The organism is Corynebacterium mastitidis DSM 44356, assembly GCF_000375365.1.
Classification (GTDB): Bacteria; Actinomycetota; Actinomycetes; order Mycobacteriales; family Mycobacteriaceae; genus Corynebacterium; species Corynebacterium mastitidis.
The window spans coordinates 253214-266297 of record NZ_AQXB01000002.1 but is presented as its reverse complement, the minus strand read 5'-3'; the positions used below and the strand labels follow the sequence as shown (position 1 = coordinate 266297).

13 protein-coding genes are annotated in these 13084 nt (G+C 70.5%); 5 read left to right on the top strand and 8 right to left on the bottom strand.

Translation table 11 applies throughout. The features are described 5' to 3' along the window. Positions 1-71 precede the first annotated feature (71 nt). Genes B140_RS0103590 through B140_RS11840 form a run of 5 tightly spaced genes read left to right on the top strand, consistent with a single transcriptional unit; the run spans position 72 to position 4955 of the window. A complete protein-coding gene (locus tag B140_RS0103590; protein WP_040425978.1) occupies positions 72-941 on the top strand; it encodes a metal ABC transporter solute-binding protein, Zn/Mn family in 870 nt (289 codons plus the stop codon). Positions 942-974: 33 nt separating this feature from the next. Then, positions 975-2519: an aspartate-alanine antiporter-like transporter gene (locus tag B140_RS0103585; RefSeq protein ID WP_018117986.1), complete on the top strand. Its 1545-nt coding sequence runs from the start codon at positions 975-977 to the stop codon at positions 2517-2519. Next, a complete protein-coding gene (locus B140_RS0103580) occupies positions 2512-3228 on the top strand; it encodes a metal ABC transporter ATP-binding protein (protein ID WP_018117985.1) in 717 nt (238 codons plus the stop codon). Before B140_RS0103585 ends, B140_RS0103580 begins: the two co-directional genes overlap by 8 nt. A gap of 1 nt (position 3229) precedes the next feature. Further along, on the top strand, positions 3230-4069 hold the full coding sequence (locus B140_RS11845; RefSeq protein ID WP_018117984.1) for a metal ABC transporter permease: 840 nt from the start codon (positions 3230-3232) through the stop codon (positions 4067-4069). Between the two features lie 34 nt (positions 4070-4103). Further along, positions 4104-4955 carry a CE1 family esterase gene (locus B140_RS11840; protein ID WP_018117983.1) on the top strand — a complete coding sequence of 284 codons (852 nt, stop codon included), beginning with the start codon at positions 4104-4106 and terminating at the stop codon, positions 4953-4955. Between the two features lie 432 nt (positions 4956-5387). On the opposite strand, the gene rlmB is transcribed toward B140_RS11840, so the two are convergent. The 8 genes from rlmB to B140_RS0103525 form a co-directional block, all read right to left on the bottom strand. Continuing rightward, the gene (gene rlmB / locus B140_RS0103560) at positions 5388-6338 is read right to left on the bottom strand and encodes a 23S rRNA (guanosine(2251)-2'-O)-methyltransferase RlmB (protein WP_018117982.1); all 951 of its coding nucleotides are present in this window, start codon (positions 6336-6338) and stop codon (positions 5388-5390) included. Between the two features lie 54 nt (positions 6339-6392). Next, entirely contained in the window at positions 6393-7778 is a 1386-nt protein-coding gene (cysS, locus tag B140_RS0103555; protein WP_026165954.1) for a cysteine--tRNA ligase, read from the bottom strand. Between the two features lie 27 nt (positions 7779-7805). Further along, complete coding sequence (gene nagB / locus B140_RS0103550) at positions 7806-8582, bottom strand: glucosamine-6-phosphate deaminase (protein WP_018117980.1); 777 nt, start codon at positions 8580-8582, stop codon at positions 7806-7808. Between the two features lie 47 nt (positions 8583-8629). Beyond that, the gene (locus tag B140_RS0103545; protein WP_018117979.1) at positions 8630-9784 is read right to left on the bottom strand and encodes an N-acetylglucosamine-6-phosphate deacetylase; all 1155 of its coding nucleotides are present in this window, start codon (positions 9782-9784) and stop codon (positions 8630-8632) included. 65 nt (positions 9785-9849) lie between these two features. Further along, positions 9850-10581 (bottom strand): FadR/GntR family transcriptional regulator, encoded by a 732-nt coding sequence (locus B140_RS11835; protein WP_051069229.1) that lies wholly within the window; start codon positions 10579-10581, stop codon positions 9850-9852. 529 nt (positions 10582-11110) lie between these two features. Next, positions 11111-11587 carry a 2-C-methyl-D-erythritol 2,4-cyclodiphosphate synthase gene (gene ispF / locus B140_RS0103535; protein WP_018117977.1) on the bottom strand — a complete coding sequence of 159 codons (477 nt, stop codon included), beginning with the start codon at positions 11585-11587 and terminating at the stop codon, positions 11111-11113. Then, positions 11584-12381 carry a 2-C-methyl-D-erythritol 4-phosphate cytidylyltransferase gene (gene ispD, locus B140_RS0103530; protein WP_051069228.1) on the bottom strand — a complete coding sequence of 266 codons (798 nt, stop codon included), beginning with the start codon at positions 12379-12381 and terminating at the stop codon, positions 11584-11586. Before ispD ends, ispF begins: the two co-directional genes overlap by 4 nt. Beyond that, complete coding sequence (locus tag B140_RS0103525; protein WP_018117975.1) at positions 12365-12958, bottom strand: CarD family transcriptional regulator; 594 nt, start codon at positions 12956-12958, stop codon at positions 12365-12367. Before B140_RS0103525 ends, ispD begins: the two co-directional genes overlap by 17 nt. Positions 12959-13084: the final 126 nt, after the last annotated feature.

The window sequence follows — 13084 nt, the reverse complement described above, 5'->3', positions numbered from 1 at the left end:
TATCCCACCCCACGGATTCCCACCACGTTCCCATATTGACAACTATTCGCAATAAGAGTTAGGTGGACACCATGATTCGCCCCCGCCCCGCCCTCCTGGGCACCCTCGCCGTCGCGGCGCTCACCCCCCTCGCCGCCTGCTCCGCCGCCCCTCACCCCGGGGACCGCACCGCCATCGTGGCCTCCACCTCCGTGTGGGGCGACCTCGCCCGGCACGTCACCGAGGGCACGGACGCCGAGGTCACCTCGATCATCACCGGCGACGTCACGGACCCGCACCACTTCAGCCCGAGCGCGGCGGACATGGCGCGAGCCCACCGCGCGTCCTTCGTGGTGGTCGGCGGGGGCGGCTACGACGCCTGGCTCTACGAGGGGCTGGAGGATTCCCAGATCGTCCACGCCCTCCCCCTCACAGCACACTCCCACGATCACGAGCACGGCCACGAGCATGACCACGGCGCGGACGCCCCCCTCAACGAGCACGTCTGGTTCGACGTGGACGCCCTGGCCGCGGTGGCCGGGGAGATCGAGGAGCGGGTGCCGGGGGCCAGCGCGGCGGCGGTGCGCGGCGAGCTGGCGGCCCTCAAGGAGCGGCTCGGGGCACTCCCCCCGGCCCGCGTGGCCCAGACCGAGCCGGTGGCGGACTACCTCGTGGAGGATTCCTCGCTGAGCGAGGTCACCCCCGAGGGGTATCGGCGCGCGACCCTCTCCGAAGGGGAGCCCTCGGCGGCCGACCTCGCCGCATTTCTTGATCTTATTAATTCCGGAGGAATTGACGTTTTAATCTATAACCCACAAACCGCCACGGACACCACCAGGCGCCTGGAACGGGCCGCCCGGGATAACGGCATAACGGTGGTGGAGGTGGGCGAAACCCCCGCTGAGGGGCAGGATGTGATCGAATACCTCACCCGGGTCATCCACAATTTCGAGCTGATTTAGTATTAAGCCGTGCTAAGTTTCTTGGACGGACACGTGCTCCTTACCGTATTTCTTGTTATTACCGCGGGCACCGCCTTCGGCGCCATTCCCTTCGGCCCGCTGCGCTTCGGCACGGCCGGGACGCTCTTCGTGGGGCTGGCCGTGGGCCCCTTCGTGAACCTCCCCCCGGAGGCCCTCTCGATCTTCCAGGAGCTGGGGCTGGGGCTCTTCGTGTACATGCTCGGCCTGGAGGCGGGCGAGACATTCTTCCGCGACGTCAGGGAGCAGTTGGGGCTGATGGTGGCGGCCCTGCTGGCGGTCACGCTGGCCGCCGTCACCGCCGTGGTGGGCGCGGGGCTGCTCGGCATCGCCCGCGAGGTCGCGCTCGGCGTGTTCTCCGGCGCGCTGACCTCCACCCCCTCGCTCTCCCTCGCCCAGGAGCAGACGGGCTCGGACAGCCCAGCGGTGGGCTACTCCCTGGGCTACCCCACCGGGGTGATCCTGGCCATCCTGCTGGTGGCCTTCACCATCGGCAGCAACTGGCGCGCCTCCCGCGACCAGGAGAACCCGGACGAGAAGATCCTGCGCCTGGTACGCATCTCCGTGACCAAGGAGCCGGACTGGGGCTCCCTGGACGAGCAGTGGGCCGATCAGTTCCGCCTGTGCACCGTCCGGCGCGAGGGCCGCACCCGGGTGGCCACGGACCCCACCGCCATCCGGCGCGGCGATACGGCGGTCATGCTCACCACCAAGGCCGCGCTGCCGCACCTCATCCGCGCCCTCGGGCGTCGGCTGGGGCCCGTGTCCGCCCAGCAGGGTGGCAACCTCACCGTGCAGCACTACCGGGTGTCCAACAAGGACATCGCCGGTAACACCATCGCCAACCTGCCGCTCTACGACAAGCACCGGGCCCAGGTGGTGCGCATCCGCCGGGGCGATGAGACGATCCTGCCCACCGACGAGACCTCACTCGAGGCCGGGGACATCGTGGAGATGGTCATGCCCACCTCCCGAGTGGAGGACGTGCGCAACTACCTGGGCGATTCCATCCAGGACTTCTCCGAGCTGGACTGGATCGCCGCCGCCGGCGGCCTGGTGGTGGGCTTCCTCCTCGCCCTGATCGAGGTGCCGCTGCCCGGCGGCTCCTCCTTCGCCCTCGGCGCCGCCGCCGGGCCCCTGCTCGCCGGGATCATCCTGGGCTCGCTGGGGCGCACCGGCCGCACCGCCTGGAAGCTGCCGCGCACCGCCAACTACACGCTGCGCCAGTTCGGCCTCATGCTCTTCCTCGCGGCGGTGGGCACCGCCTCCGGGCCCGCCTTCGCGGAGACCGCCTTTAGCATGGACGGCCTGCGCTCCATCGCCCTGGCGGCCGCCGTGTGCCTGATCGGCGCGGGTAGCTTCCTGCTCATGGCCTGGGGCATGGGCCAGTCCTCCACCCGCTCCAACGGGGCGATGTCCGGATTGCTCGGGCAGCCCGCGGTGTTGCAGTACGCTCTACAGAACGCCTCGGACACCCGCATTATGTCCGGCTACACTGCTACCTTTGCCATAGCCCTCGTCTACAAGATCGTGATTATCCCGGTGATGCTCGTTGTCTGACCTCCTTACCCTCTCCCGCGCCGCCGTGGCCCCGCTGTGGAGCGGCCTCGACCTCGGGGTGCGCCCCGGCGAGTTCCTCACCGTGCTCGGCCCCAACGGCGTGGGCAAGTCCACGCTGCTGGCCGCCATCATGGGCACCCGGGCGCTCAGCGCGGGGGAGATCAGGAGGCACCCGGACCTGGGGCGCCCCGGCTACATACCGCAGCAGCGGATGTTCCCCGCCGATCTTCCGCTGCGCGTGCGCGACCTCGTCTCCCTCGCCCTGGCCCACGGCTCCGCGCGCCGCCGCGCCCCCTCGCGCGCCCGGGTGGACGCCGCCCTGGCCGCCGTGGGGGCCTCCGGCCTGGCGGATCACCCGGCGGGGAGGCTCTCCGGGGGGCAGCAGCAGCTCGTGCGCCAGGCCCAGGCCCTGGCCGGCCGGCCCCGGCTGGTGCTTGCCGACGAACCCCTGCTCAGCCTCGACCCCGCCGCCCAGGCCGCCACCGTGGCGCGCCTGGACGCCTACCGGCGCGAGAACGAGGCCGCCATCGTGTTCATCACCCACGGCATCAACCCGGTGCTCGGCGTCACGGACCGCGTGCTCTACCTGGCCCCCCACGGGCACCTGGTGGGGACCGTGGACGAGGTCATGCGCTCGGACGCCCTGAGCGCCCTCTACGGCGCGCGGGTGGACGTGGCCCGCGTCAACGGCCGCCTGGTGGTGGTCTAGCGTGTTCGTGGACGATACCCTCTACCTGCTCGGCGTGGACTTCGTGCAGCAGGCCCTGCTCGCCGCCGCGCTGCTGGGCCTGCTCTCCGGGGTGATCGCCCCGCTCATCGTGATGCGCCGGATGTCCTTCTCCGTGCACGCCACCAGCGAGCTCGCCCTCATGGGGGCCTCCGCCGCGCTGCTGGCCGGGATCAACATCGGCCTGGGCGCCGTGGTGGGCTCCATCGCGGCGGCGGTGGTGCTGGCCGTCCTGGGGTTCCGGGGCCAGCAGGACAGCGCCATCGGCGTGGTCATGAGCTTCGGCCTGGGCCTGTCCGTGCTGTTCATCCACCTCTACCCCGGTAATTCCTCCACCGCCCTGGCCCTGCTCACCGGGCAGATCGTGGGGGTGTCCTCCGCCTCGCTGTGGTGGCTGGCGGGGATCACCGCCGTGGTGCTGGGCGCGGTGGCCCTGTGGTGGCGGCCCCTGCTCTTTGCCAGCGCCGACCCCCTCATGGCCGCCGCCTCCGGGGTGCCGGTGCGCCTCGTCTCCATGGGATTCGCGGTGCTGGTGGGGCTCGCCGCCGCGCAGTCCGTGCAGATCGTGGGCGCGCTCCTGGTCATGGCGCTGCTGATTACCCCCGGCGCCTCCGCCGTCCAGGTGACCTCCTCGCCGCTGCGCGCCGTGGCGCTCTCCGTTCTCTTCGCGGAGATCGCCGCCGTGGGCGGCTTCGTGCTCTCGCTCGCCCCGGGCCTGCCCGTCTCGGTGTTCGTCACATCCCTCAGCTTCGCGCTCTACCTAGTATGCCGGGGCGTCGGCTGGTGGCGCGGGCGGGCCGTGCGCCCGGACTCGCTCCGCTAGAAACACCCCTGTCCACCGCCTAAGATCTGCTCTCATGGAAACCCGCACCCTCGACGTTCAGGGCCGACGCCGCCGCTACCACGTGGTCCTGCCAAGCCGCCTCCCGCAGCGGCCTGATCTCCTCCTCTACCTGCACGGATCGCGGCAATCGGGGCGCGTTTCCCCCTACTTCACGGATCACACCTTCGACGCCCTGGCCGAGCGCACCGGGGCCATCCTGGTGTACCCGGACGGGGTGGGGCACCACTTTAACGACGCCCGCCGCGCCCTTAACGAGCAGTGCCGCCGGGAGGAGGTGGACGACGTGGCCTTCCTGAGCGCCCTCGTCCGGGAGTTCGCCCCCGCCCGGACCTTCGCCTGCGGCTACTCCAACGGCGGGCACATGGTCATGCGCCTGCTGCTGGAGGCCCCGGGCCTGCTCCACGCCGCCGCGATCTTCGCCGCCGCCCCTCCCGCGCCCGGCAACCTCCTGGTGCCCACCACCGCCTACCGGCCCACCCCCGTGCTCTTCATGCACGGCACGGCGGACCCCATCACCCCCTACGAGGGCGGGACCGTGGAGCTGCACGGCGCCGCGCGCGGGGAGATGATGCCCGCCTTCGCCGGGGCGGCCTACTGGGCCGGGCTCAACGGCTGCACCGCCATGCCGCACACCGCCCATCCCCTCCCCGGCGTGGACGTGGACACCTGGGACGACGGGGACCACCCGCCCGTGCAGCTCTGGACGCTGCACGGGGTGGGCCACGTGGTGCCCTCGCGGAGGAAGTTCCCCGAGGCGCTGGGCCCGGGCACGGACGCCGTGGTGGGGGCCGAGGTGACCGCGCGGTTCTTTGGGATCGAGGGAGGCAACGAGGGAGACATTGAGAGAGTCCAAACCCCTCTATGACTCCAAGGGTCCACATACATGGCGGGCGGCGTGCTAGTGTGGGTGGTGGCAGCCACCCCAGGACTGTCACATGCGGAGACCCCCACATACCGGTAAAAGCACGTGAGGGTCTTTGTGAGACTAGCTGAGCAGGTTGGTCATCGCGTCTGCGATAAATCGCGCGATGACGTTCTCTGCCAGCCGCCCCAGGAACCGCCGCACGGAGCTGCTACTCCCGCGGCGGTTTCCTTTATCCCCGTGCACACGGCGATGGCGGGCCATTCATCTCACCTCCTCCCAGCAAGGTCGAAGGCACGGCGATGCGCACCCCCGCCAGGCGGTGGAGACACGCACCACCAGGAGGAACCAGGGAAAAGGACAACAACCCCCGCCCCCGGCAACATCAAAGCATAGCCCGGCCTACCCCCTTAGGGCCGGAGAATCACACAATAATTATCCCGCCACCCGGCGCTGCCGGGCGAACTCGGAGAGCACCGCCCCGGCCGCCACGGAGGCGTTGAGCGACTCCACCCAGGATTCCATGGGGATGGACATGAGCACGTCGCAGTTCTCCCGAACCAGGCGGGAGAGCCCCTTGCCCTCCGAGCCGATCACGATGACCACGGGCTCCGTGCCGCCGTCGTAGGTGTCCAGGGTGTGCTGGCCCCCGGCCTCCAGCCCCACCACCTGGTATCCGGAGCGCTTGAACTCCTCGATCGTGCGGTTGAGGTTGGTGGCGCGGGCCACCGGCAGGCGGGCCGCCGTGCCCGCGGAGGTCCGCCAGGTCACCGCCGTCACCGAGGCGGAGCGGCGCTCCGGGATGATCACCCCGTGGCCGCCGAAGGCCGCCGTGGAGCGGATCACCGCGCCGAGGTTGCGGGGGTCGGTGATGTTATCCAGGATCACCACCATGCCGGGCTCGCCGGACTCCTTGATCCCGGCGATGAGGTCGTGGACCTCCGCGTAGTCATACGGCGGGATGTGCAGCCCGATGCCCTGGTGCAGGGTGTTGCCGGTGAGCGTGTCCAGCTCCTGGCGGGGCACCTCCACCACGGAGATGCCGCGCGCGTTGGCGATGGTCACGGCCTCGGAGAGGCGGTCGTCGTGCCCGGTGCCCAGTGCCACCACGAGCTGCGTGGCGGGCACCTTGGCGCGCAGGCACTCCACCACGGGGTTGCGGCCCACCACCAGCTCGGCGGTGTTCTTCTCCCGATTGTGCCGCCCGGAGTTGCGGCGCTCGCGCTCGATCTTGCGCTGGTGCGCGGCGTGGTAGACGCGGTCCTCGGCCTTCGGGGTGGGCCCCTTGCCGCGCAGGCCGCGGCGGCGCTGCCCGCCGGAACCCTTGGTGGCCCCCTTCTTGTTGCTCTTGCGCAGGGCGCCGCGCCGCTTATCGTTTCCAGCCATGTGTTCCTCCGTGTTGTTGTGGGCGCGGTCTCTCCGGGTGGTTGCGCGGCGCGATCACTCGCGCAGCGCCCACCGGGCCCCCTCCGGGGTGTCGGTGACCTCGATGCCGGCGGCGGCGAGGCGATCGCGCACCTCGTCGGCCACGGCCCAGTTCTTCTCCGCGCGGGCCTGGGCCCGCCGCGCCAGTTCTGCCTGCACAAGAATATCCAACGCCGAGCGCGCGGACGCACCCGCGTCCGATTCCTCCGCCCACTCGCACGGGTCGATGCCCAGCACGGCGGTCATGGCGCGCACCTGGGCGCCGATCCTCCGGGCGCGCTCCTCCTCGCCCGCCGCCAGCGCGGAGTTCCCGGCGCGCACGGCGGTGTGGATCTCGGCCAGAGCGCGCGGCACGGAGAGGTCGTCGTTCATGGCGGCGTCGAAGGCCTCGGGGCGCTCGCCCACCTCCACCTCCCCCAGGCGGCGCAGGAAGTCCTCAATGCGCCGGTACCCGGCGGCGGCCTCCTGGAGCGCCCCCTCGGAGTACTCCAGCACGCTGCGGTAGTGGGCGCTGCCCAGGTAGTAGCGCAGCTCCACCGGCCGCACCTGGGTGAGGATGTGCGGCACGGAGAGCACGTTGCCCAGGGACTTGGACATCTTCTCCCCGGACATGGTCACCCAGTGGTTGTGCAGCCAGTAGCGGGCAAAGGGATCGCCCGCCGCGTGGGACTGCGCGGCCTCGTTCTCGTGGTGGGGGAACTGCAGGTCCAGCCCGCCGCAGTGGATGTCAAACTCCCCGCCCAGGTAGTAGGTGGCCATCGCGGAGCACTCCAGGTGCCAACCGGGGCGGCCCGCCCCCCAGGGGGTGGGCCAGGAGGGCTCGCCGGGCTTGGCGGCCTTCCACAGGGCAAAGTCCCGGGGGCCGCGCTTGCCGCGTCCTTCCGTCTCCCCCTGCTCCATGTCCTCCACGCGGTTGCCGGAGAGCGCCCCGTAGTCCGCCCCCTCGGCGGCGGACCAGGCCGCCACGTCAAAGTACACGGAGCCCTCGGCGGCGTAGGCGTAGCCGGCGTCGATGAGCCTCTGCATGTAGCCCACCATCTGGGTCACGTGCCCGGTGGCGCGCGGCTCCACGGACGGCGGCAGCACGCCCAGGGTGTTATAGGCCCAGGTGAACTCGCGCTCGTGGGTGCTCACCCACTCCCACCAGGGGCGGCCGTGCTCCTCGGCCTTGGCCAGGATCTTGTCGTCGATGTCCGTGACGTTGCGGACAAAGGCCACGTCGTACCCCTGGGCCACCAGCCAGCGCCGCAGGACGTCAAAGGCCACCCCGGAGCGCACGTGCCCGATGTGCGGCTGCGCCTGGGGGGTGGCCCCACACAGGTACACGCTGGCCTTGCCCTCCCTCAGCGGGGTGAAGTCTCGGAGCGTGCGGGTCCCGGTGTCATAGAGGCGTAGAGTCACGCCCCTTAGTGTAGCCCGTCGCCGGGGCTAATAGCGCTGCCAGGAGGGCTTGTGCTCCTCCACGTAGCGGTAGTACTCGGCGTCGCCCAGCAGCGCGGCGGCCTCGGCATCCACCAGCACCGTGGCGTGCCGGTGCCACTGCAGTATCGACGCCGGGCAGGAGGCCGTGAGCGCGCCCTCCACCAGCCGGTGCACAGCCTCGGCCTTGCGCGGCCCGGTGGCCAGGAGCAGCAGGTGCCGCGCCCGCTGGATGGTGCCGAGCCCCTGCGTGATGACCTGGTGGGGCACCTGCTCGGGGGAGTCGAAGAAGCGGGAGTTATCCGCCACCGTCTGCGGGTGGAGCGTCTTGATCCGCGTCAGGGAGTTCAGCGAGCTGCCGGGCTCGTTGAAGCCGATGTGCCCGTTGCTGCCCACGCCGAGGAGCTGGAGGTCCACGCCCCCGGCGGCCTCGATGTCCCGCTCGTAGTCGGCCGTGGCCTGGATGAGGTCCTCCGCCATGCCCGCGGGGGCGTGCACGTGGTCCCCGTGGACGTCGATGTGCTCGGTGAACTCCCTGCGGATGGTGGCGTGGTAGCTCTGCGGGTGGTCGTAGGGCAGCCCGATGTACTCGTCGAGGAGGAACATCCGGGTCTGGGCAAAGCTCAGCCCCTCCTCCCGGTGGCGCCGGATCAGCTCCCGGTACGTGGCCAGCGGCGTGGAGCCCGTGGACAGCCCCAGGGTGGCGCCCTCGCGCACGTAGCCGCTGATGATGGTGGCCGCCTGCTGGGCCACGTCCTGCGGGGTGTCCCGGATGAGGATTTCCATGATCTCCCTTTCCTCGGTGCGTGGTCTGCCTTTATTCTTACCGCTGTTTAGCCCTCGGCGCGCGCGCCCGCGCGCCACACCTCGGCGGCCCGCCCGGCGGCGTCGATGGCCACGAAGGTGGCGGGCATACCAGGAAGCAGGTCGCCCGCCTCCCCCTCCAGGCCCAGCGCCCGGGCGGCGTGGGTGGAGGTCAGCCGCACGGCGGCCACCGCGCCGTGACGCTCCCGGTACCGCCGCCACTGATCCAGCAGCGTGCTCGTGCCCCCGGCGATGGCCCCCTCCTCTGGCCCCTCGGCGCCCAGGCGGGCCACCCCCTCGCGCACCCTCACTCGCAGCGGCCCCAGGCGGTAGGCCCCGTCCGGCATTCCGGCGGCCTCCATCGCGTCGGTGACCGCCACGGCGCGCTCGGGTGCCGCGGCCGCGACCGTGTCCACCGTGGCGTCCGCCAGGTGCACCCCGTCCGCGATCAGCTCCACCCAGGCGGCCCCGCGCGCGGCGGCCTCCAGCAGCGCGGCGGCGGCCCCCGGGTCGCGGTGGTGCAGCGGCGGCATGGCGTTGAACAGGTGCGTGGCGGTCACCGTCACGCCCAGGCCTATGGCGTAGTCCAGGATCTCCCTGGTGGTGCGGTAGTCCGCGTCCGTGTGCCCCAGCGAGGCGATCACCCCGTGCTCCGCGCACGCCTCCACCAGCTCGCGGGCGCGCGGCGTCTCGGGAGCGAAGGTGACCTGGCGGATGGTGCCCCCCGACTCCGCGATGAGGCGGCGCAGCATCGCCGGGTCACCGGGCTGAATCCGAGTGGGGGCCTGCGCCCCGCACCGCGCGGAGTTGATAAAGGGCCCCTCTAAGTGGATGCCGTGGATCTCCCCGGCCTCCGCCAGCCCACGGAGCAGGCGCACCTGGCGGCGCAGCTCCTCCTCCGTGCCGGAGACCAGGCTGGCGAGCAGGGTGGTGGTGCCCCGGGAGCGGTGAAAGCGCACCGCCCGCAGGCACTCCTGCGCACCACCGGTGGGAAAGGCCCCGCACGCGCCGCCGTGGTTGTGCAGGTCCACGAAGCCGGGGACCAGCGTGGGCGAGCCCTCCGGGGCCGGGCCTGGCAGCTCCTCGACGCCCGCGATCCGCCCGCCCTCCCATCGCAGCCGGGCGTGCGGGTATTCCCGCCGGGGGGTGACAACGCGGCCGACTCGCTCGTTTCGGGGGGTCATGGTGGCACCTTAGCGCACCCGACCGGGTGTGGGATACCGCGCGTTCTTCCCCCTGCGCGGGATCGTCATGCAGAAAAGCCGCGCGCCTTGGCCTGCTCGAGGATCGTCAGGCGCAGCGGCTGATAGTGGCGGCGCACCGCCTCCTCGTAGGCCATCACGTCCCCGGCGTGCAGGGCGTCGAGGATCTGCAGGTGGGACTCGACGGTGTGGTGGACGTGCTCGGTGGCGTTGAGCCCCAGGTCGGGGGCCACCGCCGTGTGCACGCGGCGGAACGCCTCGGTCAGCTCTTGGATCAGCGGGTTGGAGACCTTGGACATCAGCTCGTTGTGGAACTCCTGGTCCTGCTCGGAAAAGGGCTCGCCCTGCTCGCGCTGGGCACGCATCTTCTCCGCGAGGTCGCGCAGCTTTTCCTCGGTGTCCTCATCCAGGGCGTCGATGAGCTGGTGGCCCAGGGAGATGTCCAGCGCCTCCCGGGCGTCCACCAGCGCGATCAGCCCGTCGAACGAGCGCTCGGCCTCCAGCACGGTGCGGAAGATCAGCCCATTCACCAGCGGCTCCAGCGACATTTGGGAGACGTAGGTGCCGTATCCGTGGCGCACCTCCACGATGTCCAGCGTGGAGAGGATGCGCATGGCCTCACGGACGGAAGAGCGAGAGTAGCCGAGCTGCTCACACAACGTTGCCTCGGAGGGCAGCATGTCACCGGGCGCGAGCTGATTGGAACGAATATATTCCTTGATCCCCTCCATCGCCGTCAGCGCGGCGGAAGGGGTCCTGGCATGCAGGGTCAGGGGCATATGCTCAACACTCTTTCACTTACTTACGGTGCCGGGCTCATGGGTGGCGAGCCGCAGCATCCACCTAATCAGATGTCTGACGCTATACGTTAAGCATAACGCAAGAAACTAATTAGCACCACCTTTGCCAAGAATCCCCCCCCCCCCCCTGATTTCGGAGCAATGCCCGAGGGGAATTACTGCATACAGGTAAATCTCTCCACAAGATACAGCAGTGCATAACCGCACGTCAGAGACGTTATCACGCGCCGCACGGGCCCGCCCCGGACCGCCGCGCGGGCGGGTTCCCCTCCCCGGCTCGGGAGCAAAATCCCTGCACACCGCACCCACCCGGCAAAGTCATGCCTCCAAAAAACGGGGTCGCGCGGCGACCCACAGGCCCCAAAAGCACACTTTTGCGGCCCGGCGCAATGTCTCCCAATTATGTTTTTCTGCTAGACAAAACATTAACTATTTAGGCAGCTAAACGCCTTACCCGCCCGCGCCGCACACCCTCCCCTCACCCCGGGGTCCGGCGCCCGCGCCGCAGCTAGGCCTCGCGCAGCCACACCACCGCCGTGGCCACCGCCGCGCGCCCCTCGCCCCGCCCGGTAAAGCCCATGTGATCGGTGGTGGTAGCCGAGACGGACACCGGGGCGCCCACCGCCTCGGAGAGCACCCGCTGCGCCTCCTCGCGGCGCGGCCCCATCTTCGGGCTCTGCCCGATCATCTGCACCGCCGCGTTGCCCACCGCATAACCCGCGTCCGCGAGCGCGGCCGCGGCCTCCCGCAGCAGGCACTCACCGGAGGCCCCCGCGTACTCCGGCCGGCCCACCCCCACCAGGGTGCCGATGTCCCCCAGCCCAGCGGCGGAGAGCAGGGCGTCCACCAGGGCGTGGCTCACCACGTCGCCGTCGGAGTGCCCCTCGCAGCCATCGGCCTCGGGGAACAGCAGCCCGGCGATGTAGCAGGGCTTGCCCGGCTCGATCTGGTGGGCATCCGTACCGATCCCAACCCTGGGTATCATCGCTCTTCTCCTTCCCTCGCCCCGCACCCGGGCACCTCAAAGACCGTGGGTTCGGCCTCGTCCACGATGGTGCGGGCCAGCATCATGTCGATGGGCGTGGTGATCTTCAGCGCCATCGGGTCGCCCGGCACGCACACCACCGGCTGCCCGTGCCACTCCATGAGGGAGGCGTCATCCGTGGCCACGAAGGAGCGCTCCTCCTGCGCAAAGTAGGCGCGATTGGCCTCCCGCAGCGCCGCGAGGTCAAAACCCTGCGGCGTTTGCACCGCGCGCAGCAGGTCCCGCGCGGGGGTGTCCACCACCGCCGTGCCCCCGGGGGCGTCGATCCGCTTGATCGTGTCCGCCACCGGCAGCACGGGAATCACCCCGGGGTGCCCCGCCAGCACGGCCCGCGCCACGCGCGCCACCAGGCCGGGAGGGGTGAGCGCCCGGGCGGAATCGTGGATGAGCACCACGCCCTCCTCCGCCTCGATGGCGCGCAGGCCCTGCCACACGGAATCGGCGCGCTCCCCGCCGCCGTGCACCAGCCGCACGGGCACCTCGCCGTCCAGCAGGCCGCGCCGCCGCAGCAGCCGCGCGGTGTAGTCCTCCATGTCCGGGCTTATCAGCACGACGATCTCGTCCACCACCCCCGAGGTCATCATCGTCACGACGGAGCGCTCCACCAGGGAGCGCTCCCGCAGCGTCACAAAGGCCTTGGGCACCGAGGCGCCCAGCCTCGACCCCTTCCCAGCCGCCGCGATCAGGGCGGTGACCCGGCGCTCCCCCCGGGGCGAGCTAGTCCTCGTCCTCATCGTCAAAGTTGAGGTCGTCCAGGTTGACGTCGATGTCCTCGGACTTCACCTCGGCGTCGGTGGTGGAGATGCCCGCGGCCTCCTTGTGGCGCTTGATGGCCTCGTCCACCTCCGTGAGGAAGGCGTCCGCCTTCTCCTTATCCTCGGTGTCCGCCAGGGCGATCTCCCCCACCAGGATCTGCCGGGCCTTGGCCAGCATCCGCTTCTCGCCCGCGGACAGGCCGCGATCCTGATCGCGGCGCCACAGGTCGCGCACCACCTCGGCCACCTTATTGACGTCGCCCGAGGCCAGGCGCTCCTGGTTGGCCTTGTAACGGCGGGACCAGTTTCCGGCCTCCTCCACGTCCGTCTCGCGCAGCATCCCAAAAACGGTGCGCAGCCCCTCGTCCCCCACGACGTCGCGCACGCCCACCAGCTCCGCGTTCTTCACCGGAACGCGCACCACGAGGTCGGACTGGTTGATCTTCAAGACGAGGTATTCCAGCGTCTCCCCACCGATCTCGCGCTGCTCCATGTTCTCGATGACGGCGGCACCGTGGTGCGGGTAGACAACGACGTCCCCGACCTTGAAATCCATTCCCCACTCCTTGAGGTATCTTCAGGTAAACGCGAGCGGCTAACGGCCCCGCGCGGGCGCCCGCGCACGAGCGGCGCCAGCGGGGCATAGCAGAGTCACCATGGTATCACGCATTCGCCGCCGCCA